This window comes from Halorussus halobius (genome assembly GCF_004765805.1).
GTDB lineage: Archaea > Halobacteriota > Halobacteria > Halobacteriales > Haladaptataceae > Halorussus > Halorussus halobius.
The window spans coordinates 49,188-71,062 of the sequence record NZ_SBIU01000007.1 but is presented as its reverse complement, the minus strand read 5'-3'; the positions used below and the strand labels follow the sequence as shown (position 1 = coordinate 71,062).

Annotated in this window: 24 protein-coding genes; 8 read left to right on the top strand and 16 right to left on the bottom strand. The window is 58.1% G+C overall.

Features of this window, described 5'->3' with window-relative positions; genetic code table 11:
- The 7 genes from EPL03_RS17675 to EPL03_RS17645 all read right to left on the bottom strand — a co-directional run bounded on the left by EPL03_RS17675 (position 1) and on the right by EPL03_RS17645 (position 4,321).
- Positions 1-309, bottom strand: a complete 309-nt coding sequence (locus EPL03_RS17675) for a thioredoxin family protein (protein WP_004594614.1) — start codon at positions 307-309, stop codon at positions 1-3.
- Between the two features lie 123 nt (positions 310-432).
- Positions 433-786 (bottom strand): SHOCT domain-containing protein, encoded by a 354-nt coding sequence (locus tag EPL03_RS17670; protein WP_004594615.1) that lies wholly within the window; start codon positions 784-786, stop codon positions 433-435.
- Between the two features lie 3 nt (positions 787-789).
- A complete protein-coding gene (locus EPL03_RS17665) occupies positions 790-1,206 on the bottom strand; it encodes a DUF302 domain-containing protein (RefSeq protein WP_004594616.1) in 417 nt (138 codons plus the stop codon).
- A 95-nt stretch (positions 1,207-1,301) separates the two neighbouring features.
- Positions 1,302-1,655, bottom strand: a complete 354-nt coding sequence (locus EPL03_RS17660; RefSeq protein ID WP_004594617.1) for an SHOCT domain-containing protein — start codon at positions 1,653-1,655, stop codon at positions 1,302-1,304.
- 57 nt (positions 1,656-1,712) lie between these two features.
- Complete coding sequence (locus EPL03_RS17655) at positions 1,713-2,033, bottom strand: hypothetical protein (RefSeq protein ID WP_004594618.1); 321 nt, start codon at positions 2,031-2,033, stop codon at positions 1,713-1,715.
- A 168-nt stretch (positions 2,034-2,201) separates the two neighbouring features.
- Positions 2,202-2,801 carry a helix-turn-helix transcriptional regulator gene (locus EPL03_RS17650; RefSeq protein WP_135806939.1) on the bottom strand — a complete coding sequence of 200 codons (600 nt, stop codon included), beginning with the start codon at positions 2,799-2,801 and terminating at the stop codon, positions 2,202-2,204.
- Positions 2,802-2,926: 125 nt separating this feature from the next.
- The gene (locus EPL03_RS17645) at positions 2,927-4,321 is read right to left on the bottom strand and encodes a permease (RefSeq protein WP_004594620.1); all 1,395 of its coding nucleotides are present in this window, start codon (positions 4,319-4,321) and stop codon (positions 2,927-2,929) included.
- A gap of 328 nt (positions 4,322-4,649) precedes the next feature.
- On the opposite strand from EPL03_RS17645, the gene EPL03_RS17640 reads away from it, so the two are divergent.
- Positions 4,650-6,116: an amidohydrolase family protein gene (locus EPL03_RS17640; RefSeq protein WP_011222406.1), complete on the top strand. Its 1,467-nt coding sequence runs from the start codon at positions 4,650-4,652 to the stop codon at positions 6,114-6,116.
- 29 nt (positions 6,117-6,145) lie between these two features.
- Here the strand turns inward: EPL03_RS17640 and EPL03_RS17635 are convergent, their stop codons facing one another.
- Entirely contained in the window at positions 6,146-6,670 is a 525-nt protein-coding gene (locus EPL03_RS17635; protein ID WP_004048660.1) for an ArsR/SmtB family transcription factor, read from the bottom strand.
- A gap of 201 nt (positions 6,671-6,871) precedes the next feature.
- Here EPL03_RS17635 and EPL03_RS17630 point away from each other — a divergent pair, with 201 nt between their 5' ends.
- From EPL03_RS17630 to EPL03_RS17620, 3 genes are read left to right on the top strand one after another with little or no spacing between them, the layout of a single operon-like run.
- Entirely contained in the window at positions 6,872-7,087 is a 216-nt protein-coding gene (locus EPL03_RS17630; RefSeq protein WP_004594622.1) for a heavy-metal-associated domain-containing protein, read from the top strand.
- A gap of 4 nt (positions 7,088-7,091) precedes the next feature.
- The gene (locus EPL03_RS17625; protein ID WP_004594624.1) at positions 7,092-9,011 is read left to right on the top strand and encodes a heavy metal translocating P-type ATPase; all 1,920 of its coding nucleotides are present in this window, start codon (positions 7,092-7,094) and stop codon (positions 9,009-9,011) included.
- A gap of 28 nt (positions 9,012-9,039) precedes the next feature.
- Positions 9,040-9,693 carry a hypothetical protein gene (locus EPL03_RS17620; RefSeq protein ID WP_004594625.1) on the top strand — a complete coding sequence of 218 codons (654 nt, stop codon included), beginning with the start codon at positions 9,040-9,042 and terminating at the stop codon, positions 9,691-9,693.
- A 33-nt stretch (positions 9,694-9,726) separates the two neighbouring features.
- Here the strand turns inward: EPL03_RS17620 and EPL03_RS17615 are convergent, their stop codons facing one another.
- The 3 genes from EPL03_RS17615 to EPL03_RS17600 all read right to left on the bottom strand — a co-directional run bounded on the left by EPL03_RS17615 (position 9,727) and on the right by EPL03_RS17600 (position 12,691).
- Positions 9,727-10,959: a tyrosine-type recombinase/integrase gene (locus EPL03_RS17615; RefSeq protein WP_004594626.1), complete on the bottom strand. Its 1,233-nt coding sequence runs from the start codon at positions 10,957-10,959 to the stop codon at positions 9,727-9,729.
- A 381-nt stretch (positions 10,960-11,340) separates the two neighbouring features.
- Positions 11,341-11,826: a hypothetical protein gene (locus tag EPL03_RS17605; RefSeq protein ID WP_004594450.1), complete on the bottom strand. Its 486-nt coding sequence runs from the start codon at positions 11,824-11,826 to the stop codon at positions 11,341-11,343.
- Positions 11,819-12,691, bottom strand: coding sequence for a ParA family protein (locus EPL03_RS17600; protein ID WP_004594451.1), 873 nt, complete (start codon positions 12,689-12,691; stop codon positions 11,819-11,821). The genes EPL03_RS17605 and EPL03_RS17600 overlap by 8 nt, the downstream gene beginning before the upstream one ends.
- Positions 12,692-13,184: 493 nt before the next feature.
- Between EPL03_RS17600 and EPL03_RS17595 the strand changes: the two genes are divergently transcribed.
- Positions 13,185-13,823 carry a helix-turn-helix domain-containing protein gene (locus EPL03_RS17595; protein ID WP_135830618.1) on the top strand — a complete coding sequence of 213 codons (639 nt, stop codon included), beginning with the start codon at positions 13,185-13,187 and terminating at the stop codon, positions 13,821-13,823.
- Between the two features lie 10 nt (positions 13,824-13,833).
- On the opposite strand, the gene EPL03_RS17590 is transcribed toward EPL03_RS17595, so the two are convergent.
- The 5 genes from EPL03_RS17590 to EPL03_RS17570 form a co-directional block, all read right to left on the bottom strand.
- Positions 13,834-14,145 (bottom strand): hypothetical protein, encoded by a 312-nt coding sequence (locus tag EPL03_RS17590; protein ID WP_135830617.1) that lies wholly within the window; start codon positions 14,143-14,145, stop codon positions 13,834-13,836.
- A gap of 178 nt (positions 14,146-14,323) precedes the next feature.
- Positions 14,324-15,856 (bottom strand): ATP-binding protein, encoded by a 1,533-nt coding sequence (locus tag EPL03_RS17585; protein WP_135830616.1) that lies wholly within the window; start codon positions 15,854-15,856, stop codon positions 14,324-14,326.
- Positions 15,849-17,108 carry a tRNA-guanine transglycosylase gene (locus tag EPL03_RS17580; RefSeq protein WP_135830615.1) on the bottom strand — a complete coding sequence of 420 codons (1,260 nt, stop codon included), beginning with the start codon at positions 17,106-17,108 and terminating at the stop codon, positions 15,849-15,851. Before EPL03_RS17580 ends, EPL03_RS17585 begins: the two co-directional genes overlap by 8 nt.
- Positions 17,101-17,562: a DUF6884 domain-containing protein gene (locus EPL03_RS17575; RefSeq protein WP_135830614.1), complete on the bottom strand. Its 462-nt coding sequence runs from the start codon at positions 17,560-17,562 to the stop codon at positions 17,101-17,103. Before EPL03_RS17575 ends, EPL03_RS17580 begins: the two co-directional genes overlap by 8 nt.
- A 104-nt stretch (positions 17,563-17,666) precedes the next feature.
- Positions 17,667-19,580, bottom strand: coding sequence for a tRNA-guanine transglycosylase (locus EPL03_RS17570; protein ID WP_168216304.1), 1,914 nt, complete (start codon positions 19,578-19,580; stop codon positions 17,667-17,669).
- A 145-nt stretch (positions 19,581-19,725) separates the two neighbouring features.
- Here EPL03_RS17570 and EPL03_RS17565 point away from each other — a divergent pair, with 145 nt between their 5' ends.
- Genes EPL03_RS17565 through queC form a run of 3 tightly spaced genes read left to right on the top strand, consistent with a single transcriptional unit; the run spans position 19,726 to position 21,699 of the window.
- Entirely contained in the window at positions 19,726-20,193 is a 468-nt protein-coding gene (locus tag EPL03_RS17565) for a 6-pyruvoyl trahydropterin synthase family protein (protein ID WP_135830613.1), read from the top strand.
- 4 nt (positions 20,194-20,197) lie between these two features.
- The gene (locus EPL03_RS17560) at positions 20,198-20,980 is read left to right on the top strand and encodes a 7-carboxy-7-deazaguanine synthase QueE (protein WP_135830622.1); all 783 of its coding nucleotides are present in this window, start codon (positions 20,198-20,200) and stop codon (positions 20,978-20,980) included.
- 8 nt (positions 20,981-20,988) lie between these two features.
- Positions 20,989-21,699 (top strand): 7-cyano-7-deazaguanine synthase QueC, encoded by a 711-nt coding sequence (gene queC / locus EPL03_RS17555; RefSeq protein ID WP_135830612.1) that lies wholly within the window; start codon positions 20,989-20,991, stop codon positions 21,697-21,699.
- The last annotated feature ends 176 nt before the right edge of the window (positions 21,700-21,875 follow it).

Below are 21,875 nucleotides of genomic sequence, written 5' to 3'. Positions count from 1 at the left end.
TTATCCACGGATGATGCTGGCGAGCCGGTTCGTGAGTCCGGGCGATTGCTGGCCGGCGCTCTCGATGGCAGCCTCCAATTCGTCCCGGTCGACGATGCCGATGAACTCGGCCGTCTGTTCCCCGTTTGCATACACGAGCGTCGTTGGCGTCTTTCGGACACCGTACTCCTCGGCCGTCTCCAGATCGGTCTGGATGTCGACCTCCCGGAACTCGACATCCGGATACGCATCTTCGATACCCTCGTTTTTCTCTCGCTGCGTTGCGCACGCTCCACAAGTCTCCTGTGTGAACAGGATAACTTCCGTCATAGTAGCTAGTATGGTCTTATGCTTTTAGCACACTTCTATTCACATCCGAAAGCTGTGAGGGTCACAGATTTCGGATTCCAAGGGGCCGGACGTGAGTAACGCCGGAGGTTGGTGGTCGGACCGTCACTCCGAGCGTTCGAGCTTGTTCCGACGCGCCTCGAACTCTTCCTCGGTGAGATCTCCGCGGGCGTATGCCATACGCAGCTCCTCCATTGCGGGATTCCGCGACGACTGCGATGCCGTCACGCGACGGAAGACGAGATATCCGCCACCGAGCAGGAGGAGGAGGAAGACCAGCTGGACGAGCATCCCGACGAGTGGCCACCAGCCGCTGGTCGTCCCGTATCCACCCATCATTCCACCGTATCCCATCATCCCGCCGAATCCCATCCCCATCGTGAGCAAGGGGAGGACGATGATCGCCCCGAGGATGAGGAGGACGATGGTTGTGGTGTCGAGTTGGTTTGATGATGTCATGGTTCAGATCTCGGTCGATGATTCGAGTTCGTCCGCGACGCTGGCGAGAACGCGTTCGAACCGGTCGTGGACCTCGTTCGCGATCGAGTCGAGTGCCTCGTTGTCGGCGATGCCGACGAGCTGTTGTGGGTCGACGGCACTCACCATGACCTCGCCGCCGTCGGTTTCGTAGACAATGACGTTACACGGGAGGAGTGCGCCGAGTTCGATCTCTTCGTTCAGGCCCTCGTGTGCCAGCCCCGGGTTGCACGCACCGAGGATGCAGTACTGTCGAAACTCCTCGCCGAGTTTCTCCTCGAGCGTCGCTTGGACGTCGATGTCACAGAGGACGCCGAATCCTTCGTCTTTGAGCGCCGCAATCGTCGTGTCGACGACGTCGTCGAACTCACCGGTGACTGAAGTCTGTATTGTGTATTCCATGAAGTATCATACCCCGTCTACGGGGTTAACGGTTGGGTGCCGCAACGGCGGCCGTTGGGAATATGATGTATCGGCTGGAACAGCAGCTGCTCCAGTCATCCGGTGCGTTCGAGCTGTTCTCGCCGCCGATCGAATTCGTCATCCGAGAGCTCTCCGCGGGCGTAGCGCTCACGGAGAACCGACAGCGACTGCTCTTCGTTCCCACCGGAGCCTCGATTGAGGAGCGCATAGACAATGTAGAGCGGAACGGCGATGAGGAGCCCCATCCAGAGGAACCCCCAGAGCCCCATCGCTCCACCGAAGAGGCCCCAGCCGCCCCCCATCATGCCGCCGCCGTAGCTCCCACTACCGTGGGCAACAGCCGGTCCAGTCGCCGCAACTAGCAGCGGGACGGCGAGGATCGCGAGTCGCCGAGCAGTGCGTCCGATGTGAGTGGTGAGTTGCGTCATTATCTTGCGTTGGTGAGTTGTGGTGTTCGATTGGAGCGATCGAAACGGCCAGAGCCGTCAGCAGTGGCCCTGCCCGTACATCCCGCCGTTGTAGCCGTCGTCAGCCCCGTCGTGGTATTCCCCGTCAGCCATGTCCTGGGCCATCTCGTCGACGGTCACACCCATGTGCGACTCCATCCACTCGACGCTACCCGGGCCCATGTGTTCGGTCATCTGTGCCTCCATCCAAGTGGCCCATTCATCTGCGGTGGCATTGTCCGTAGGCGCGTCGTCAGCGGTCGTTGCGTTGTCGTGTGCGCTGACTGCCGGTGCGGCGAACGCGAGTCCGACAATCGCGAGCGCCACGAGCAGCCACCGGCCGAGTTTGAAGTTGGTCATTGTCTCTCTCCTCGGTTACTCGTAGGCCTGCTCGGGAGTTATCGACATGGGTGTGAATCCATACAGGAGAACGTTCGAGAACGTCTATAACATCTTCTAACCGTTTTGCTCGAGGGAGACCGTTCATACCTACGGAATTCGAGAGGGAGAGCGCCCGATAGATAGCGACTATTTTCCCGGTTGTTGCTGCCGAAGGTCATCACTCGGATACACACGATAGGTCCGACCCTGTCGTTCCCGATACAGCAGACCTCGCTCCTCGAGTGAACTCACGGTCTGGCTTACTTTACTCTTCGAGAACTCAGATCGATCCCGAAGTTCAATCTGCGTGATTCCGGGGGAGTTCAGGACGGGTTCGAGGACGCGTCGTTCATCATCCGGTAAGAGATCGAGAACGCGTGCTTGGGGGTCCGATTCAGGATTGATAGACGTCGCCGGTGCAGCGTCATCATCCATCGACGTAGCTGTTGCCGCCGATGTCTGTGCAGGATCGACAGGCACCGTTGTGTCGGCCACTTCTGGATCGGTGAGTTCTCCCCGGACCACGTAATAGACGCCACCGATAACGCCAGCAACCAGCAGGGTTCCAACCACGTACCAGAGGGGGTCTGGGCCGTGCATCGTTCCCATAGATGAACCCATCATTGACCCCATCGATTGCTCGATAGCCCGACGCTGTTGATAGGCCCGCCAACTGAGTACCCCGCCGGCCAGGAGAACGAACCCGAGAAGCACACCGACGACAGTATCTGCTCGACGGCGATTCATATGACAGCCCCGAGTTGCGGGATTTGACTATTCATACCGTCTATTTGAGCGCAGTAGGTGTGACAATTGCGGATTGAAACTGTGATGATGAACCCCATCACAGCGGATGAACCACAGTGCGATCATCAGTGGTCATGATCGTGATCGTGGCTCGATATTTGCGGGCTTTGATTAGTAAATTCCGTTGGTTCTTCTTCGAACGTACGCTTGCATTTCTTTGAGCAAAAATAGTACGTCGTCCCATCGTGGGACGCACTCGGGCCCTCATCGTCGGTTCGCATCCCGCACACCGGATCTCGATACTGACCTGGTGCGCCGAGTCCCCGCCGGTAGACATACAGAAGGAACCCGGAGAGCGCAAAGGCGATAATATTGAGGTAGAACGTGTAGTTGAGCTCGAAGTACGTCTGTTCAGTCGCCGTCTCGCCGCCCGCCAGATCTGGAACGATACCCAGCGCGTCGAACAGCAGCTCCATGAGGAAGCCGGTGAACGCCATCGTGACGAAGAAGACGCCGAGGATGTACAGCATCACCTTCCAGCCGTAGTACTTCCGGTAGACGTTCAGGACGGGCACGGTGATGAGGTCGGCGTAGACGAACGCGATGATCCCGGCGAAGCTGACGCCACCACCCCAGAGCGCGACGGCGAACGGGACGTTGCCCATACTGCCGACGAAACTGAGGACGGCGATGATGACGCCCATGACGGCGTTCTCGGCAGTCACGAGCAGGCCGTCGCCCTGAATGAACAGCGTGTTCCACACCCACTGCGGGACGAAGACGATGACGAACCCAGAAATAAGGAAGCCGGCGACGATGTCTTTCCAGATCATCGACCACTCCTTGCGGTACTGATTCCCGACCTTGTACCAGCCACCCCACGACAGCAACTCGTCACGCCACCCGCCGCTACTCGACGTCTCCTGGCGATAGGTCTCCATACAGCCCTCCGAGCAGAATTTGAGCGTCTCACCGCCGTCGGTCGTGAGCGTGTACTCGTCTTTCCCCTCCATCCCGCAGGTGGGATCTTCCGTGACGCCCGCCTGGCGGTCGCGCTCGTTGAGCTTCTCGCGGACTTCGTTAAACAGGTTTTCGGGAAGCGTGAGGTGGACGATGGCGGCCATGACGGCGATGAGAATCAGGCCGCCGAGCAGTTCCGCGACGAGGAACTCCCAGCCAAGCAGGATGAGAATCATCAGCCCTAGTTCGACGATGAGGTTCGTCGACGCGAACATGAACGCGAGGAAGTTCACCGCGTGCGCCCCCTTCTTGAACAGGCCCTTCCCGATGGCGACGGCGCCGAAACTACAGCCACTGCTTGCTGCTCCGAACACAGTCGCCTTGGTAAGTCCAGTTAGATCGCCCTCACCCAGCACCTGTGCCATCCGCTCCTTCGAGACGTAGACCTGGACGAGACTCGTAATCGTGAGGCCCATGATGATCGCCCACGCCGCCGTCCAGAGAAATCCGACACCGATACGAAGGGATTCAAGAACTCCGTCGATTATCGTCGCCTGCATAGGTGTATCATTGTAGGGATCATCTATTGCGGTTTTGATTAGAATATACTGCCTATGAGGGTATCAGTACTATGGCATCGTAACCGTCGGCCATAGATGATCTATCGTGAAGAGGGGAAAACATTGCAAACCTCCACAAGCTCCACGGAATCCGACTTCAGATTCAAAAGGGGAATCTGATTAAATCACGCCGACGTATTAGAGGCTAATGGGACCAGTAGAGACCGATGATATCCCAAATGAGGGGAACACCACCTGGAAGAACAGCCTTCGCCGGCCTGCTCGGTTGTCCAGTACGGTAACTGTCACATCCACTTCCTAATTTACGATGGCTGTCGATCTGGCAATCCATGATGCACTCGTTCTCACAGCCGACGAGCGGAACCGCCTGTACGAGCGCGGCACAGTATGCATCACCGATGGCTGTATCGAAGAAGTCCGACCATCACGTGCAGGAGACGGAGAATTAGAAGCGTCCACCGTTATCGACGGGAACGGGAAACTGGTGATGCCGGGGTTGGTGAACGCCCACACGCACTTGGAGATGACACCGCTCATCGGTGCGTTTAGCGAACTCGAGCTGACGGAGATGCTTGGGAGTGGGACGGCCTTGTTTAACAGATTAGGGAACGGCGAATTCGAGTACCTCGTCGAGGCAGGCGTCGAGCTCGCAGCGCTCAATTTCCTCTTGGGCGGTGTCACGACCGTGAACTCGATGGACGCACGGCCTGCCGCAGGTGCAGAGGCGTTCGGGGAAGCAGGGCTCCGCGGATTTTTCGGCCCGGCGATCTCGGACCTCTTCTGGGACCAACCAGTCGATCAGCAGTTCTCCCGTGCTCGCGAGTTCGTCGAAACGTACCACGACACGTACGACGGCCGAATCAGGGCGACGATCTGCCCGCACGACGACTGGTCGTGTACCCGGCAGCTGTGGGAACGGACCGCATCCCTCGCCGCAGAGTATCCGGACCTGCTCGTCCACACGCACTTGCTCGAACTCGAGGAGAGTAACACGATGGCACGAGCGAACGGTGGCGAGGACTCGGTAGGATTGCTCGACGACGTTGGACTCCTGGACGACCGACTGGTCGCTGCTCACTTCCGCCTCGGCGACGAAGAGGACATCCAGCGAACCGCCGAGGCGGACGCGGCTGTTGCGCACTGCCCGTCCGTCTTCTGTTACTGGAATCCGGACGGGGAGACGCAGTGGACGCCCGTTCCCGAGCTTCGAGCCGCCGGCGTCGACGTCGGAGTAGGGATTGACGACCACTACTGGCACGACTCGTACAGCATGTTCGGTGAAGCGCGGCAAGCTCGGCTGGCGGCAAATCTCAAGCGTTCAGCCGGGCAGTTCGACTCGATGGAACTGATACGAATGCTCACTATCGAGGGCGCACGCGCGCTGGGGATGGGCGACGAGATCGGCAGTATCGAAGCGGGAAAGCGCGCGGATATTATCCTCCTCGACGTCGACAAACCGAAGTTCACGCCACTGACCAACGTTCCCGCACACGTCGTGAACAACGCGGTCCCGGCCGACGTCGAGACAGTGATCGTTGACGGCGACGTCGTCCTCCGGAATGGTGTGCCCGAGACAATGGACTCGGACGACGTGCGACAGCGAGTAAATCAGGCTGTCGAACGCTTCATGGACGAGACAGGCTGGGAGTTAGACATTGGTGGTAGTGAACCGCCGACCAGCATCGAGACTGTACGGGACCTCCCAAAGCGTGGCCCTGCGCGACTCCTGACTCGCCTCGCGATGCAATCCGCGCGTGATCGGTTCTCCTTCTAAGACCCTGCCAGCGTAGGGGTGGTTCCCCCTCAGGAATTTCTGTGGGCGCGAACGAACGCACGTCGCAGGACGGTCAGAAGAACGTACGTCTCGTACTTCTGGGTCTGGCAGTGCTCGCAGGGCTGCATATCCTCGACGATCTCCTCAATAGCGTCGTCGTACTCGTCGGTGAGCGTAGTGAGCGCGTCCGTGATCTGGGGCTGGGCAGCGTCGATCATCTCCTCGACGGCGGCGTCGGCCGAATCTGGTAGTGAGTACGAGAGGACGATCGTGTTCGCGTGGTAGTACTTCGTCGTCCCACCACGCCCCTCCTCGAAGCGAACGACGTCGACGAGGCCCGCATCCCGGAGCTCGTTGATGTGATGGCGGACCGTGTTCTCCGTCCGGTCGATGCCGCGATCGTCGAGGCGTTCGTGGACCTCGGTCGCAGTTAGGGCTTCCTCGGACAGAATGTCGAGGACCATCGCCCGCATCGGCTCGTCGATGGCGTCCGAAATCCGAGTGTCTCGCACCGCGATGTCGTCGAGACGGTGGTCGGTATCGGAATCACTCATACGAGGACTGAGCGCGAGCACGCGGGAAAAGGTAGCGGGGCAGGAGTCGGGTAGGTGTCTGTCGAGGTATCCAGTACAGGATGGACCCGCGATAGCGAAAGCCCTAGACGACCCGTTTGACTGTTCCAACGACTCGTATCCGAATTCAAACATATCATATAAAAAATACTTATTGAGGTACGGGCACTATCTCAAACTGTAATGAGCGACACAACCCAATTCCGCGTCCTCGACTTCGACTGCCCGACCTGCGCGAGTACCGTCGAACGCGCCCTGTCGAACGTCGACGGCGTCCAGCACGTCGAAGTCCACTACGCGACCGGCCGCGTCGAGATCGAGTACGACGACAGCGTCGCTGACCCCGACGCCTTCGCAGAGACCATCGAAAACCAGGGGTACACTCCCCAGCCCGCCTAACACTATGAACAAACAATCGATCACGCAGTACTACCGGAACCACCGGAAGGCCATCGTCACGGCGACAAGCGGCCTGCTGTACGGCGGTGGCTGGAGTCTCGGCTACCTCACGAGTTTCGAGATGGCAAGCGCCGCCATCCTCGTCCTCGCGACGGTCGTGGGTGGCTACGACATCGCCAAGACCGCTTACCACGAGGTCACCAACCGGACGCTCGGCATCAAGACGCTGGTGACGCTGGCCGCCATCGGTGCTATCGTCATCGGGGAGTACTGGGAAGCCGCCGCCGTCGTCTTCCTGTTCAGCCTTGGCAGCTACCTCGAAGGCCGGACGATGCGGAAGACCCGGACGGCACTTCAGGAGCTACTGGAGATGACGCCCGACACGGCGACCGTCCGTCGCGACGGGACACTCCAAAAGGTCTCCGCCCGCGATGTCGAAGAGGGCGAAGTCGTCGTCGTAAAGCCGGGCGGGAAGATCCCGGTCGACGGAACCGTCGTCGACGGCGAGAGCGCAGTCAACCAGGCGCCGGTCACCGGCGAGAGCGCGCCCGTCCACAAGGCCGACAGCGACGAGGTGTACGCCGGGACGGTCAACCAGGAGGGCGCGCTAGAAATCCGGACGACGGGAGCGGGATCGGATACGACTCTCGAACGGATCATCCGTCGCGTCGAGGAGGCCCAGGAGGCTCAGTCGCCCACGGAGAGTCTCATCGACCGGTTCGCGAAGTACTACACGCCGGCCGTCATTGCCCTGGCTATCGGCGCGTACGCGGTCACGCAGAACGCGATCCTGTCGCTGACGCTGCTGGTCATCGGCTGTCCGGGCGCGCTGGTCATCGGGCCACCGGTCAGCATCGTCTCGGCCATCGGTAACGCCGCCCGGTCGGGCGTGCTGATGAAGGGCGGCGAACACCTCGAACGCGCCGGCAAGATCGATCTCGTCGCCTTCGACAAGACGGGGACGCTCACGAAGGGCGAGACCACCGTCTCCGGTATCGAGGGGTTCGGCGTCGCCGCCGCCGACGTCCTCTCGCTCGCAGCGACCGCCGAGAAGAAGAGCGAACACCACCTCGCGGACGCCATCGTCGACATGGCCCGCGAACGCCAGACGGCTGCGACGGACGGTGGAGCGACGGTCGCCCAAGCGGACGATACGGACGTGGGGCGCAGGTCGGTCCCCGATCCCGACGACTTCGACGTGGTCGCCGGCAAGGGCGTCATCGCCCATGCCGATGGCCAGGAAGTCGTCGTCGGCAACCGCGCGCTGCTGGACGACCGCGACGTCGATGTCCCCGATCGGGTCGCCGACTACGTCCGCGAGCGTGAGGGGCGCGGCGAGACAGTCGTCCACGTCGTTCGGGACGGGGACATCATCGGCGCGATTGCGATGCGGGACGAGCTCCGGGAGGCCGCTCCTGGGGTCGTCGCGGCGCTCCAAGACGCTGGCATCGAGACGGTGATGCTCACCGGCGACAACGAGCGGACGGCCGCTGCCGTTGCCGAGGAGGTCGGTATCGACGAGTACCGTGCCGAACTCCTCCCCGAGGACAAGCAGTCCGTCATCGAGGGCTACCAGGCCGACGGCCACGTCGTCGCGATGGTCGGCGACGGCATCAACGACGCGCCATCGCTGGCCACTGCCGATGTCGGCATCGCGATGGGTGCTGCGGGAACGGACACCGCTATCGAAACGGCTGACATGGCGTTGATGGCCGACGACCTCGAACGCATCCCGTACGCGGTCAAACTCAGCAAGGCGACGCGCTGGAACGTCCTCGAGAACGTCGGGCTCGCGGTGCTGACCGTGACCGTCCTCCTCGCGGGCGTGCTCACCAGCTACGTCACCCTCGCGTCGGGAATGCTGGTCCACGAGGCCAGCGTCCTCCTCGTCATCCTCAACGGGATGCGACTGCTCCGCTACTGACCACGAGACACGATCACAACCACAACTCATGACATCGAATTCGACTGCGACTGACACGACCCAGACGAGAACCAATTGGCAGGTCGACTACGACGCCGACCCGATCGAAATCCGCGACCCCGTCGCGGAGGCCCTCGGCGTCCTCGAACCGGGCGAGCCGTTCGTCGTCACCTACCGGGACGCGGTGAAAGAAGCCGGACACTCCTGTCCGACAGCCTCGGGTGCCTATCGGATCGTCCAGCTCGGGCTCGACGCCCTGTATCCCGACGACTATCCAGTCCGGAGCGAAATCGAGGTCCAGACGGCCGGCCCGCAGGACGATGCCGCGTACGGCGTGATGAGCCGCATCATCTCGTACGTGACTGGCGCGACCGGCGATGACGGATTCAGCGGGCTCGCCGGCGGCTATGGCGGCCGCCGCGACCTCCTGCGCTTCGACGCGTTCGACCCGGACACGGCGGACCCGACGTTCCGGTTCCGGCGAACCGACACGGACGAGACCGTCGAAGTGACCTACCACGTCAGCGACGTTCCTGACGGTGGACCCGCAATCGGGAACCTCCAAGGGATTCTCGACGAATCGGCAACTGACCAGCAACGAGAGGCTTTCGCTGACGCCTGGCACCGCCGGGTACAGGTCGTCCTCAGCGACGACTCGCTGTTCACCGTCGACGCGGTGTGAACGCGACGGTCTACCCCTCTCACTCGAAATAAGTTACTGCGGTACACTATCGATCTCCTCAAGGGCCTCAGTAGCGACATCACCTAACTCACCAGCCTCGATATGCGAGTACCGCTCACGAACCATCTCCTCAGAATTATCGAGATATCGGGCCGCCACAGTATATCCGAATGCCCGGACCAGAACCTCGCCCATGCCACGACGGCCACCGTGCGGAGCAAGATAATCGTGTTTCGGATGGTCGATGTCGATCTCCGCGGCCTCCGAGAGTCGTTGGAGAATCGACCGTGCGCCGTCCGTCGTGATCGACGGCGGCCGAATGTCCTCATCGAGCGCCAGCAGCAGGTCGCGAGCGTACTCCGCACGGCGTTCAATGATTGCTTCTGGGCGTTCCCCTCGTTCGGCGAGGTTTTCCCGGACGAGCCCTGCGAGCGTCCGTTGGTCGAACGTCGGAAACACCGGCCAGCGCTCCGTTGGTGGGTCCATCAACTGGCGATAGCTTCGCAACGGCGAGATCACCGGATCGGGAAGGCTCGCGGCATCCCATTGCTGTTTCTTCCGGTAGACGTCCATACTCCCGTCGTCGACGGAGAGGTCCTCCCAGCGGACGCCGCGCCGGCGCGGGTCGTTCGGATCGCGGAGGAGTTCGCCAACGCGGACGGCGGTGTACGCGAGGACAAACACCAGCGCCCGGTCACGAGCCGCCTTCAACGCCGCGTAGCGTGCTCGCTGCTTGTCGAGGGGATCAGTATCCTCCGGGAGTGTCGTGTACGCCTCGACGGCGTCGCGGGCCCGTTCGTCGACGTGACGGGTGAGGGCGTGGCGCTGTTCGGACGTCCAGGCCTGCTGGTCGCCGGGCTTGCGACCGTCGTCCTCCGGCAGCGGCGCCATCGCACTCGCTCGCTGCGCGTAGTGGGCCTCAAGATATCCCTCGTTGACGCACCAGCCACACCACGCAGAGATATAGCGGTAATAGGTTTGTACTGTGTTCTGCTTGAGTCCCCGATCTCCACCGAGATGTCGGGCGTACTCCCGGAACACGCGTTCGTCGAGATCGTCGAAGGTCGGCTCGCGGCCGACGTCGTCGGCGATCCCGGTCCAGTCGTCGGCGCCGCGGTCGCCGGCGGCCCACTCGGCGAACCGTTCGAGCTCGCGTGCAGCGTTACGTCGATAGTTCCCACCGCCGCCGCCCCGGCCTTTCCCCTTGTCTTGGAGGTAGCGCTCGAAGCTGTCGTCGAGCGGCGTCGAAAGCGCTCGGTCAGGCATTCACCGGCCCTCCACCGTCCTGCAGCCCCGGTCTCGGGTCCTCTACCCTGGGGGAAGCGTCGTCGTGAGGCGGTTGCAGCATTCGTGCTTCACCGACGGCGCCGGGGTACTTCAAAGTGGTCGTGATTACCGGCGTAATCAGGACCACCGGTGACAGAAGTCTCATAACCATTTTTCCTATGATAGAGAGGTTCTATCCCCCGAAATTCGGATTTGGCCAACGGTATAAATCATATACCGCTATACCAAAACCGCGACCGCCGTTCGGACCCGGTTCCGAGAATAATCGCGAGACTGCAAGCAGATGGCTTGCTACACAATCTACATAATGTACAATGCGCACAAAATCTGAATGGTGAGGAAAATCAGCCAAATCCAATGTTAGTCGTTCGTAGCTTGCTCGCTCAGCATCTCCACAACTTCCTGGACACGTTCCTCATCGGCTTCGATACCACGCTCCCGGAGGATCTGGAGGGCGACCTCATCACCGTGGTCCGCAATTACCCGGAGACACGCATCTTGAAACTCTCTTCCCTCAAATTCGGGAACATCAAACATAGAGCACGCAGCAGTTACCGATGATCGCATCCGGGTGACGCCATTCCACGTGTCCTCCCGGACATAGAAGCCGTGCATATCGGTCTCATCAAAGGAGAAGGCCGGTCCACCGGTGGATTCGTCCACATCCTCCTCATCCTGCTCAGGAATGGACTCAGTCTCCGACTCTGTGTCCTCAGGAATTATCTCTTCATCCGGTTGCGGTTCATCCTGGGTGTCAGTACGTTCGTCGTCATCCGATTCGGCTCCTTCCTCCGTTTGTTTGAGCTGTTCAGCGACGTCCCCGAAACGGTCGTCCTCATTAGGCATGGCTGTGTTCCTCCACGAGGTCCGCTAAGTGGTCGAAATTCGGGATCTGGTCACAATCTTCGTCGAACTCCGAGACCGGCATTCCTTGCTTGAACGCGCGGGAAATTGCGGTCCGTTCGCGAATCCCTGGCTTCGGAATACTATCGATGGTGCGTCCCGAATCATCGAGGGCATCGAAGATCTCCGGGTCCACACGAGCGTACTCGGGGACGAATGAACCGAACTCCCGGTTGAGATTTTCAACGAGAGTCCGATGCTCGTTGCGTTGTCCCATTGTTTCGCGAATCATATTCGGAGTGACTGCGAGGATATCCAACCCGATATTCTGCCGGATTGGGGAGATCTGGCGTTCAATCATCTTATTGAGGCCGTTGATCGAGCCAGCACGCGGGATTAGCGGGATTATGACGCGCTGGACGGCGATGAGGGCGTTGTCGGAGAGTTTCCCACGGCCGCCTGCGGCATCAATTATCACGTAGTCGTATCCGTTTTGAATGAGCGGATCGACAACGTTCCGCCGAAGCTTCACATCTGCGAACCGTTCGTCCTTCAGCCTCGTCTCAACATTCTCGAGCTCGTTACTCGACGGGAGGAGGTGAACGCCGAAGTCCGTCTCGATAAGCAGGTCTTCGGGGTCCTCACCATCGATAAGGGCGTCACCGAGGTTCGCATCTCGGTCGTACGCATCGTCGTATCCCAACTGGGTCGTCATGTGTCCGTCCTTATCCAGATCCAATAGTACCGTCTCATGGCCACGAGCAGCGAGTCGATCAGCGATGTTGAGCGCGATCGTGGATTTCCCTACCCCTCCCTTGAGCAACGAGACAGCTGCTCCGGGGAGCCCTTCAAACTCGTCAGCACTCATAGCTCAGCACCCCGTAAGAAGTGGATTTTGTACATTTTGTAGGTAATGTACATTGGGTAGATGTTGAAGGTTGCGCGAGTTTTGTCGATAGTGTACGTTTTGCACTGGTCATACGCGGTCAATGAAGCTCGTCCATCTTAATTCTGTGTCAGACAGATTGCGTACGCTATCTACACAACTTACATTTTGTACATTATGTAGATTGTTGGCACAATCTCAATTGTCATAACCACCGTCGACCCTACGCAATCTACATAATTTAGATTATCAGCATTTCATACGTATTCATCGCAATCTTTGCCACCCACACGAACCAATTGAAGAAGTCCAATTTGCATTATCTACATTATCCACATTATGTAGATTGGCTATGAGATCTACATTCTTCGGTCATTCAATTGGAGAGTCCTGAGTGATAGAACTCAGACAGAGCCGTTCTACCCCGTACTCTAGTAAGGCTTTTAACTGTTACCGGATTATTGGTAACCACCAGATGTATGAGGTTCTCGACGACACCGCGGCGCAGGTCATCCTCACCATCGAGAGTGGTGACTCCATCCGCCGTGTCGCCCAACACCTCCACACGCCCTACGAGACAGTGAGACAGGCCGTCAATCGGCTGGAAGACGCAGGCTACGTTTCCTATGACGACGGCCTCACTGACGTCGACGAGCGCGTACACGACGCAGCGCTCGAGCTCGTCGCTGCCAGCGCCGGCGTCAGTCCACCCTCCATCGAGGAAACATACGTCATCCCACAGTTTAGTGACTGGCCGTTCGCGTTCACACGGATCGACGCCGTCTATGTGTGGACTCAGGGCGGCTACCAGGTCGGTCGCGAGCCCGACGACTATCCACTGTTCCTCACTGTTCGTGAGCAGGACGTCGACGCCTGGGAGACATTTTTCGAATCGTTCGACCTCCCGACCGCATTCGAACGACAGCCCCGACACGAGCTGGACGGACCGCTACAGATCGTCCTCGAGCCAGGGCCGTCTCTCGACATCGAGCACGTCGAGGGGTACCCGGTTATCCCGAGAGCAGAGACGGTCGAGTATATGCGCGAAAACTACGCCCAGTTTCAGTCGGCGCTGGCGATCCTTGACCGGATGTACGAGGACCTCAAGCTCTAGTGAGGAGAGGTTAGAAGTCTAAAGGGATTTCCTCACTATCATCCGAAAGAAAGAGAAGATCGAATGCAGGATGCTTGTAGAGTATCTCGCGGCAGTCACGGCAACGTGTGTATAGGGATCGGTCAGCATCCCAAAAATCAGAACGCATCACGACAGCAGTATCACGTGAGCCGTAATGTCCGCCAGATGCTGAAAAATGGTTGAACTCAAGCCCTCCACACTCCGGACAGGGATCATTCATATTTTCCCAGTCATCCCGCTTGACGCCGGAAATTGTCTGTTCGTTCCCATCCTGATCGATAACTTGTATCGAGAGTCTCATTAGAACTCGCCTCCGCCCATAGCGAGGCGAAATAAAATGACCGTTTCAAGCCACTCTGGAATTATTTTGGTGGAGAGAAGATGTCTCTCCAAATGTTTCAAGGACAATCGTATAATCGAATTAAGAGGTAATTAGCTTCCGTGGATCGACCATCTCTTAAAATAACGATATGATCGGACTACGTAACCTTGCCGTTTAATTCGAGAATAGAGATGGACTCCGAGTCTCCATCACCGTACTTGATCTCGTTATTCTGAAAGTCAAAGCGGATTGATTCGCCCATATATGAGGAACGTTCAATTCTGGTGAGCGCGTCGAGGTCCCCAAGCTTCCAGCAGACGAATCGGTCGATGTTAGTCAGCGGTGTCTCGTCTTCAAAGAAGTCGCTAAGTTTCACTTGTAATGATGCATTGTCGAACCCGTCGTCGGTAGCGAGGATCGCATTGACCTCATCGTCCATCTGGAAGTCCGCAATTTGGATGTTTTCAGGCGCACCATTGGCGCTGTACCGTTCTAATGCGGCGATGACCTCAGCCGGGTTTGACGGCGATAGCCCTTCCTGCTCCTCTGTGCGTTCTAACCGTTCTTGGAGCGAACTTTCCTGTGACCGGATACTGCGTTTCTTGTCCTCGACCTTGCGGCGTTCGATGTAGTTCCGGTACCACGACTCCTGACACACCTTGGTCATGTACCGGTCCAACTCATCCGTGATGGCTTGGTAGACGTCCCCGGATTTGTTCCGGATCTTCTCCCGATTGGCGGAGAGCTCCAGATCCTGACAGTTGGCAATAAAGAAGAAGTGGAAGAACTCGTTGTCCGCACCGATAGCGTCATTATACCGTTCAACCTTGATGTGGTCTTTCGCCAGCCAAATACCGAACTGGGCGGAGTGCTTCCCGTAGGTCGGCAGCTTATTCCGGGCTTCCTTCCCACCGACCATCCCGACAACCTCGATTGTCAATTCACAGCCGTCATCGAGTGTGACGGTCAGCTCCCGTGGCGGGTAGTGCTTGCACATCTCTTCCGCGACGAACTCGCCGTCCGGATCCAGATTTTCGGCAGGAAATTTCAACCGGTTATCGGTCTTGATCGGGTCCCGGGTATCGTCGATCGAGGGTGAGAGCTCGACGGTAATCTCCATCTCGTGGAAGTCGTCGTTGAAGTACCAGGCCGTCGACCCACCGATTGTCTTCCACTTGATGTAATGCTCAATCTTGTTGTATGTGAGCTGCTGTGGGTCAAAGCCCTGGCCAGCCCGGAAGCCGTGGACCTCGATCCGTGTGCGTGACGGCTCCTCGACGTCCGTCGTGTCGACCGAGTACGTGGGGAGTTCGCGGTTGTTCAGTTTCGCCCACGGCTGGTCCATCACCGATTCGATCCGCGTCCCGTCCTTGACGGTCTCGACGCGTATCTTGTCGCTCTTGTAGTAGATCTTGGTGCCGTGACCCTTGTACCCGATGGCGTCGTCCTTGTTCGAGTTCCCCAGGTCGAAGAACGACGACAGGTCGTCTTCGTCCATCCCGTGGCCGTCGTCTTTGATGACCAATGTATTCCGTCCCTCGTCATCCTGCTCGATCTTGATGTCGACCTGCGTCGCGTCTGCGTCATAGGAATTCGATAGTGCTTCTCTGATGACCTCCAACGGGTCTTCGAAGTCGCTTGCTATTTCGATGAACTCGTTGACCTCGTTGACTTGTGGTGTCTTATGCATAGGTTGTGTCTGTATTCTCGAAGTACGGGTTCATCCGTTCGTTGATCAGCTGGTAGACGAACTTGCGGAAACCCTTCTGGTCCTTCACAGCCTCTTCAAGGTATTCAGCGACCTTTTCTTCGTCTCCTTCAGCGATTAACTGGCGGAACTCCCGGAGCTCCCGTTGCTGAACTGCCAAGTTGTGCGCCGCCACTGAACCGAGAATGTCCTTCTGGTACAGGTCGTCCATCTCGTTCCGCATCCGTGCCCGGTGGAAATCGTCGTTACAGATGCGGCAATCACAGGCATCGAAGTCTGCCTCGTCAACCGGGACCGTCTCGAACAGGTTGACGCAGTACTTCCCGTTGATCGCTTGGTGTAGGTAGGAGGCAGAATCGAAGGTATCGGCCCCTACAGCAACGAGTAGCGGCATTGCGTTTCCTGAGATTCCTAATACGTGTAGAGGAAGATTGTCATACCCTCGCTGTTGCATCTCCCTCTTACAGTCGGATACTGCTTCGACGAGAACCTCAACGTTGTCTTTCCGCGGGACGAGGCTACCCAAAGCAATCCCATCGAACACTTCGGGGATTGGTTCTGCGAGTTCGTCTTCGATGAGGTCGAAGGATCGTTCGAGCATCGCTTCATAATAGCCGTGTACCGTGAGATAGCAGGCCCCGTCAACCTCATCACGGCGTTCTGCGAACCGGGCAGCGTTGGCAGCTGTCTGCTCCATCTTTTCGATCCGCTCTTCGAATTCGTCATCAGGATGGATAGGGTGATCAAGGTTGACCACGATGTCTGGTCCTAGAGCCAGCTGTATATCCAGCGCCTTGTCCTGGTCAATGTCCTTCTCAAAGTCCTGGCCTTCTAGGCCACCCTGCTTCAGGATTTTGTAGCCGCCGGAGTCAGCGAAGATCATCCCGTCATAGTCGCTGAAACAGTCCCACTCGCGGATCTCGTTATCCAGATACCAGTTCAGTTTCTTTTCTCGAATACCGTAATCGGCGAGGGAGGATATCGACGTCATCACACCCCGGAAGAGGTCGCTGTAGTCTTCACCACCGGTGACTTCGTTGTCATGAGCGAGGAATTCCTTGACTGTACGGTGGACGCCGCCACCGAATAGAGCGCCTTCGTTGCCGCCGCCGTAGAAGTTGATGACGGGGAACAGGTGTGGCGTCTCCAGAGTGCGGTCGTTAATCTGGAGCTGGCCACGTCGTGCCTCGCCAGCCTCAGCAACGATATCAAACGACACCATATTATCAGTCACCGTGCACCGGAATGGATCGGCTGCTGGATACTAGGTGTTTCAGCCGCTTGCCTTTCATCCCGATACCACAACCCTCGATATAACCGACCGGAACATCGACAGCAGACTCAAGTCCGTCGACAGCCGGGAGATAGTCCTTCCCCAGGTTGACCCATACCTTCTCGTAGCCTTCCTTGGCCACCTTGTCCGCGATAGCATCGATGACGGCATCGTTCAGTTCCTTGGCTCGTTCTGTGTCCATCCGTTGATCATAATACCTAATTTCGTCGTCAGGTTCGACGACACCATGTTTTGCTGATATAATTATGATGTCAAGTCCGGGTTGGAACCGGCCCGCGCGCACTGCTTTCTTGATGATCCTGAAGAAGTATCCATCGTACAAATCGAGTGCCTGCACCGGTTTTTCGACGTCTTGCTTGGTTGCTGAGCATGACTGAATGAGTAGAGACGACATACTTGTCCTTGATCAAGGGAGCAGACCGAGACCTAATCAAACTATCGACTGAGTAGAGATTCGCCCCGGCGGTCTCCAGCGGTTCAACGCGTTCCCGACGCACGCTACCCGTCGATACTGTCAAAATACCCGACGAGTTCGTTGATGTTTTCGCCGCGGAAATGCTCGGTCAGTTGGAGGGCTCGCGGGTCAGACGGGTATATCTCACCGCGACCATACCGGGTGAATGCCTCGTTGATAGCACGGCGATATGCTTTGCTCGTCGTATAGGCCAAGATGTGGTCGAACTGTTCACCGAATCGGTCCAGGTACTGGGCGAGCCGGTTCGCAACGAGTTCGACTTGGTCGTCGTCCGCAGTTGTGAGAACATACTCGTAACTCATCACCGGGTCCGCCTCCTCGAACTCCTCTGGCACAGGGCCGTACAGCCCTGAGACGGATATCTTGTGGAACCGGTCCCGGTGTTCCTCAAGCGGAGAGAGTACCGCCTGCTGTGTCCGAGAATCGGAGTAGGGTTTCTCCTGGCTGCACGGCAGAATCAGCAGGACATCTGCCTTGCTTGGCGGCTGGTGACCGTTTTGCTGGAGGATGTTGAAATCGTTGGGACCGTGCTTCAACGAGATGGTCCGTTTCTCCCGTGTCGTGTCTTCAACACCTTCGACGAAGCCAGAGAGCTTGGTCTGGAACGTTTCGGCGTCCGGGCCCGCAACGAGTTCCTCGTAGCCATTATCGGCCAACTGTTCGCGGAGCTCCGGGTTGTGAAGCTGCGCTCGCTTCAACCCCTTCTCGACGATGTTCTTTCCCTGAGCGAACTCCGCCACGAGTTCAAGCAGTTCGTCGTCTTCGATGGCAGCCCGTACCTCCTGCATCTGGCGGCTGTACAACTCGAAGTTGTGGTGCGCTATCTGTGCGTAATACTCGCTCTTGTAGTGCTTCCCGTGTTCGCCTTCGATACGTTTGTAGCTGACATCGGACTCCAATAAAGCGTGGCGCATATCGTCGAAGTAGATGTCCTGACACGCCTGACAATCACAGTCCTCCTCGTCCCAGTCGCTCAACTTGGTCCGCTGCCACGTCTCCGGATGAATGAAGCTCTTGTTGCGAGCTGCTTTCAGGTAGTTCGAGGAGTCGAACGTATCGACACCGAGAAGGGAGAGCAGGGGACAGAGCCGGCCGCTGATTCCGAAGACGTGGAGCGCAATATCGTCGTACCGTTCCTCAGGTATCGCATCCCTTGCACCTTGGACGATGTCAACGAGGACATCCGGCGAGTTGCTGAGCGGGACTAGTGATCCAAGCGCAAAGCCCTCGAACGCTTCATCAAGTTCCTCAGCCCGGTCCAGAAATTTGCTTACGTACCAATTGACGTCCTCGTAGCTGTGGCCGTGAATCGCTACGTAAACGGACGGTGTTTTTTCGACACCCCACTCCTCAAGCTTCTCGTCGTCATTGAGCAGCTGTAGACATTCGACTGCGTTGTCGATGCTCCGCTCCATTCGCTCGGTGGCTTCCTCCTTGTTTAGGTTCTGGGGAATCGGGAAGTCTAATGTGGCGACGATGTCCGCGCCATAATCCAGCTGTAGCTTCAGGATGCTCTCTGGGTTCGTGTAGATACCCCAGTCGTTCTCGCTCCCACCCTCTTCCGGCGGCTGTCCAAACGTCGTTGAGTTCATCAGCTTGAACCCGCCGGAGTCGACAAACAATGGCTGCGTGAACCCTGGCTCGGCATCACTCTCCTCAAAGTGCTGCTTCAACGGCTTCTTCCGCCACTCCGCCAGGTTGTCCGAGGTAAGGTTGTAATCCAAGAAGGTCATCGTCTGGAACATGAGTCCCTGGACGGTGTCACTCTGGAAGAGGTGGCGACGCGTGTACCGCCAGATGCCGCCTGATTCTGGTGTGGTCCCTCCGATAAGGTTCGCAACAGGGAGAAGCGCAGGTGTCTGAATTTGGCCGACGGGCGTCTCTATCTCGCCTCGCCGACCGTACCTGGCCTTTGTAAGAGTACTGAATGCAGACATCAAATAACCTGTGTAGTACCTCTATGCGACACCTCAATTAACCTCTCGCTCCAGAGACCATCAAAAATACAACCAAATCGAAGATGGCCTTCGGTCCTTTCGGTGAGTGACCCAAGCTTAAGTATGCCCCAAGTAATACGTCGATATGCCTCAACGCGCACTAGACGAACCAACTATCTCCTCACAGGATCTTACAGAGACAGAACGGACCCTCCATGTCGGACGTGATCGGCCAATACGGATCAGCGCAGGCCACCGAATTCTGCACCACGACGGCAAGTGTAGCCGTCCCCACGGCCATAACTACGCGATCAGTGTCGCGGTGACCGGTACCCTGACCGAGGAAGGATGGGTCGTCGACAAAGGAGATATTACTGAAGTATTATCTAACTGGGATCACCGGTTCCTCGTTGAACGGGGCGACCCATTGATCGAGGCATTCGAGGGCAGCCGCGACGGCGACGCCGTCGTCGTCCTTGACCAGCCACCGACAGCTGAAGTCATGGGACTCGTCCTCGAACGGCGATTGGAGGATGCGTTACCGGAATCGGTCAGTGACATCGTAGTTGAGGTCCGGGAGACCGGTGAGCTTGCTGCTGGAGAGCGGTTATAGACCGATGCCAGTTAGCTCGGACACCGCAACGGTCAATGACGAAGCAGAAGAGACGGGAGCCGAAGAGGGATTGCCGGTAAACGAGTTGTTCTACTCGCTACAGGGAGAGGGCAAACTCGCCGGGATGCCGAGCGTTTTCGTCCGAACCAGCGGGTGTAACCTCCGGTGTTGGTTCTGTGACTCCTACCATACTAGCTGGGAACCGACCCATGCTTGGCTCGACATCGGCACTATCATCGACCGTGTCACCGACTACGACGAAGCTGAGCACGTCGTCGTCACCGGTGGCGAACCGTTGCTCCATCAGGAGACGGCCGAGTTACTGGACCGGCTCAGTGCTGCCGGCCTCCACACGACCGTCGAGACGAACGGCACAATCTACCGCGATACCGCGATTGACCTTGCAAGTATCAGCCCGAAGCTGGCGAACAGTACCCCAACCGCAGGGAAGGATCCACAGGGCGACGGTGAGTGGGCTGACCGACATGAGAACCGCCGGATCGACATCGACGTGCTGTGCCAGCTCGTCGAAACTTACGAGTTCCAGCTGAAGTTCGTTGTCACTGGCCGTGACGACATGGCGGAAATCAACCAACTGGTCAAGCGACTGCGGGACGCTGCTGCGACGACGATTAGGGATTCGGACGTGTTGTTGATGCCGGAAGGAGCGACGCGGGAGCGGTTGGCGGAGACGCGTGAACTGACTGCTAAAGTGGCGATGGAGCACGGATATCAGTATACGCCGCGGCTCCACGTCGACCTCTGGAACGACGCACCAGAGACCTAACCAGAACGATGACTGACCATACAGACGACGAAGGCAGTGCTGTTGTGCTTGTATCGGGCGGTATGGATAGTGCGACCGCAGCGTTCGAGGCGAAAAACAGAGGGTACGACCTGTACTTCCTCCACACTACCTACGGCCAAGAGACAGCGGACAAAGAGTCGGAGTGCGCCCAGCAGCTGGCCGACTGCATGGATGTAACGGACTTCCTCCATATCGAGACCGACCACCTTGCCCGGATTGGAGCCTCCAGTCTCACCGACGATAGCATTGACGTCGAGGAGGTGGATCTCGACAGCGACGAGATACCGTCCAGCTACGTTCCGTTTCGCAATGCGAACCTGCTGTCGATGGCAACGTCGTACGCTGAGGCCAACGACTGCGAGGCGATCTTCATCGGTGCGCACAGTGAGGACTATTCCGGCTACCCGGACTGTCGACCGGAGTTCTTCGACGCATTCCACCAGGTCATTGAAGTTGGAACGAAACCGGCGACCACGATTGAGTTGGTCGCGCCGTTCGTCGACTGGAGCAAGACCAAGATTGCGGAGCGTGGCCTCGATCTGGATGTGCCATACGAGTTGACGTGGAGCTGTTACCGGGAGGAAGCTCCGGCTTGCGGTACCTGTGACGCCTGTGCTTACCGGCTCAAAGCATTCCAGGAAGCTGGTGTCGAGGACCCAATCAAGTATGCCGAGCGACCGGTCTACAGCGAGTCGTAACTATCGGTTAGTTTTGGTGAACTTGCCGGTTTAGACGGCTTCGAGCACGCCGTAGCCCGGGTTCTTGTACAGGACTTCGTCGCAATCCTTGCAAACGATGGTGCCTAAAGGTGTGCCCAGAGGAGCCCCAACGGATCTAAGGGATGTTGAGCTGACTTTGGCAAGTCATGAGACTA

Coding starts and splice junctions, on each gene's coding strand:
- EPL03_RS17660 (WP_004594617.1), bottom strand. CDS start 1,655: ATGACGCAACTCACCACTCACATCGGACGCACTGCTCGGCGACTCGCG.
- EPL03_RS17575 (WP_135830614.1), bottom strand. CDS start 17,562: ATGTCGTCTCTACTCATTCAGTCATGCTCAGCAACCAAGCAAGACGTC.
- EPL03_RS17635 (WP_004048660.1), bottom strand. CDS start 6,670: ATGAGTGATTCCGATACCGACCACCGTCTCGACGACATCGCGGTGCGA.
- queC (WP_135830612.1), top strand. CDS start 20,989: ATGACTGACCATACAGACGACGAAGGCAGTGCTGTTGTGCTTGTATCG.
- EPL03_RS17615 (WP_004594626.1), bottom strand. CDS start 10,959: ATGCCTGACCGAGCGCTTTCGACGCCGCTCGACGACAGCTTCGAGCGC.
- EPL03_RS17570 (WP_168216304.1), bottom strand. CDS start 19,580: ATGTCTGCATTCAGTACTCTTACAAAGGCCAGGTACGGTCGGCGAGGC.
- EPL03_RS17620 (WP_004594625.1), top strand. CDS start 9,040: ATGACATCGAATTCGACTGCGACTGACACGACCCAGACGAGAACCAAT.
- EPL03_RS17675 (WP_004594614.1), bottom strand. CDS start 309: ATGACGGAAGTTATCCTGTTCACACAGGAGACTTGTGGAGCGTGCGCA.
- EPL03_RS17585 (WP_135830616.1), bottom strand. CDS start 15,856: ATGCATAAGACACCACAAGTCAACGAGGTCAACGAGTTCATCGAAATA.
- EPL03_RS17605 (WP_004594450.1), bottom strand. CDS start 11,826: ATGCCTAATGAGGACGACCGTTTCGGGGACGTCGCTGAACAGCTCAAA.
- EPL03_RS17625 (WP_004594624.1), top strand. CDS start 7,092: ATGAACAAACAATCGATCACGCAGTACTACCGGAACCACCGGAAGGCC.
- EPL03_RS17670 (WP_004594615.1), bottom strand. CDS start 786: ATGACATCATCAAACCAACTCGACACCACAACCATCGTCCTCCTCATC.
- EPL03_RS17590 (WP_135830617.1), bottom strand. CDS start 14,145: ATGAGACTCTCGATACAAGTTATCGATCAGGATGGGAACGAACAGACA.
- EPL03_RS17560 (WP_135830622.1), top strand. CDS start 20,198: ATGCCAGTTAGCTCGGACACCGCAACGGTCAATGACGAAGCAGAAGAG.
- EPL03_RS17565 (WP_135830613.1), top strand. CDS start 19,726: ATGCCTCAACGCGCACTAGACGAACCAACTATCTCCTCACAGGATCTT.
- EPL03_RS17630 (WP_004594622.1), top strand. CDS start 6,872: ATGAGCGACACAACCCAATTCCGCGTCCTCGACTTCGACTGCCCGACC.
- EPL03_RS17655 (WP_004594618.1), bottom strand. CDS start 2,033: ATGACCAACTTCAAACTCGGCCGGTGGCTGCTCGTGGCGCTCGCGATT.
- EPL03_RS17665 (WP_004594616.1), bottom strand. CDS start 1,206: ATGGAATACACAATACAGACTTCAGTCACCGGTGAGTTCGACGACGTC.
- EPL03_RS17650 (WP_135806939.1), bottom strand. CDS start 2,801: ATGAATCGCCGTCGAGCAGATACTGTCGTCGGTGTGCTTCTCGGGTTC.
- EPL03_RS17595 (WP_135830618.1), top strand. CDS start 13,185: ATGTATGAGGTTCTCGACGACACCGCGGCGCAGGTCATCCTCACCATC.
- EPL03_RS17640 (WP_011222406.1), top strand. CDS start 4,650: ATGGCTGTCGATCTGGCAATCCATGATGCACTCGTTCTCACAGCCGAC.
- EPL03_RS17600 (WP_004594451.1), bottom strand. CDS start 12,691: ATGAGTGCTGACGAGTTTGAAGGGCTCCCCGGAGCAGCTGTCTCGTTG.
- EPL03_RS17645 (WP_004594620.1), bottom strand. CDS start 4,321: ATGCAGGCGACGATAATCGACGGAGTTCTTGAATCCCTTCGTATCGGT.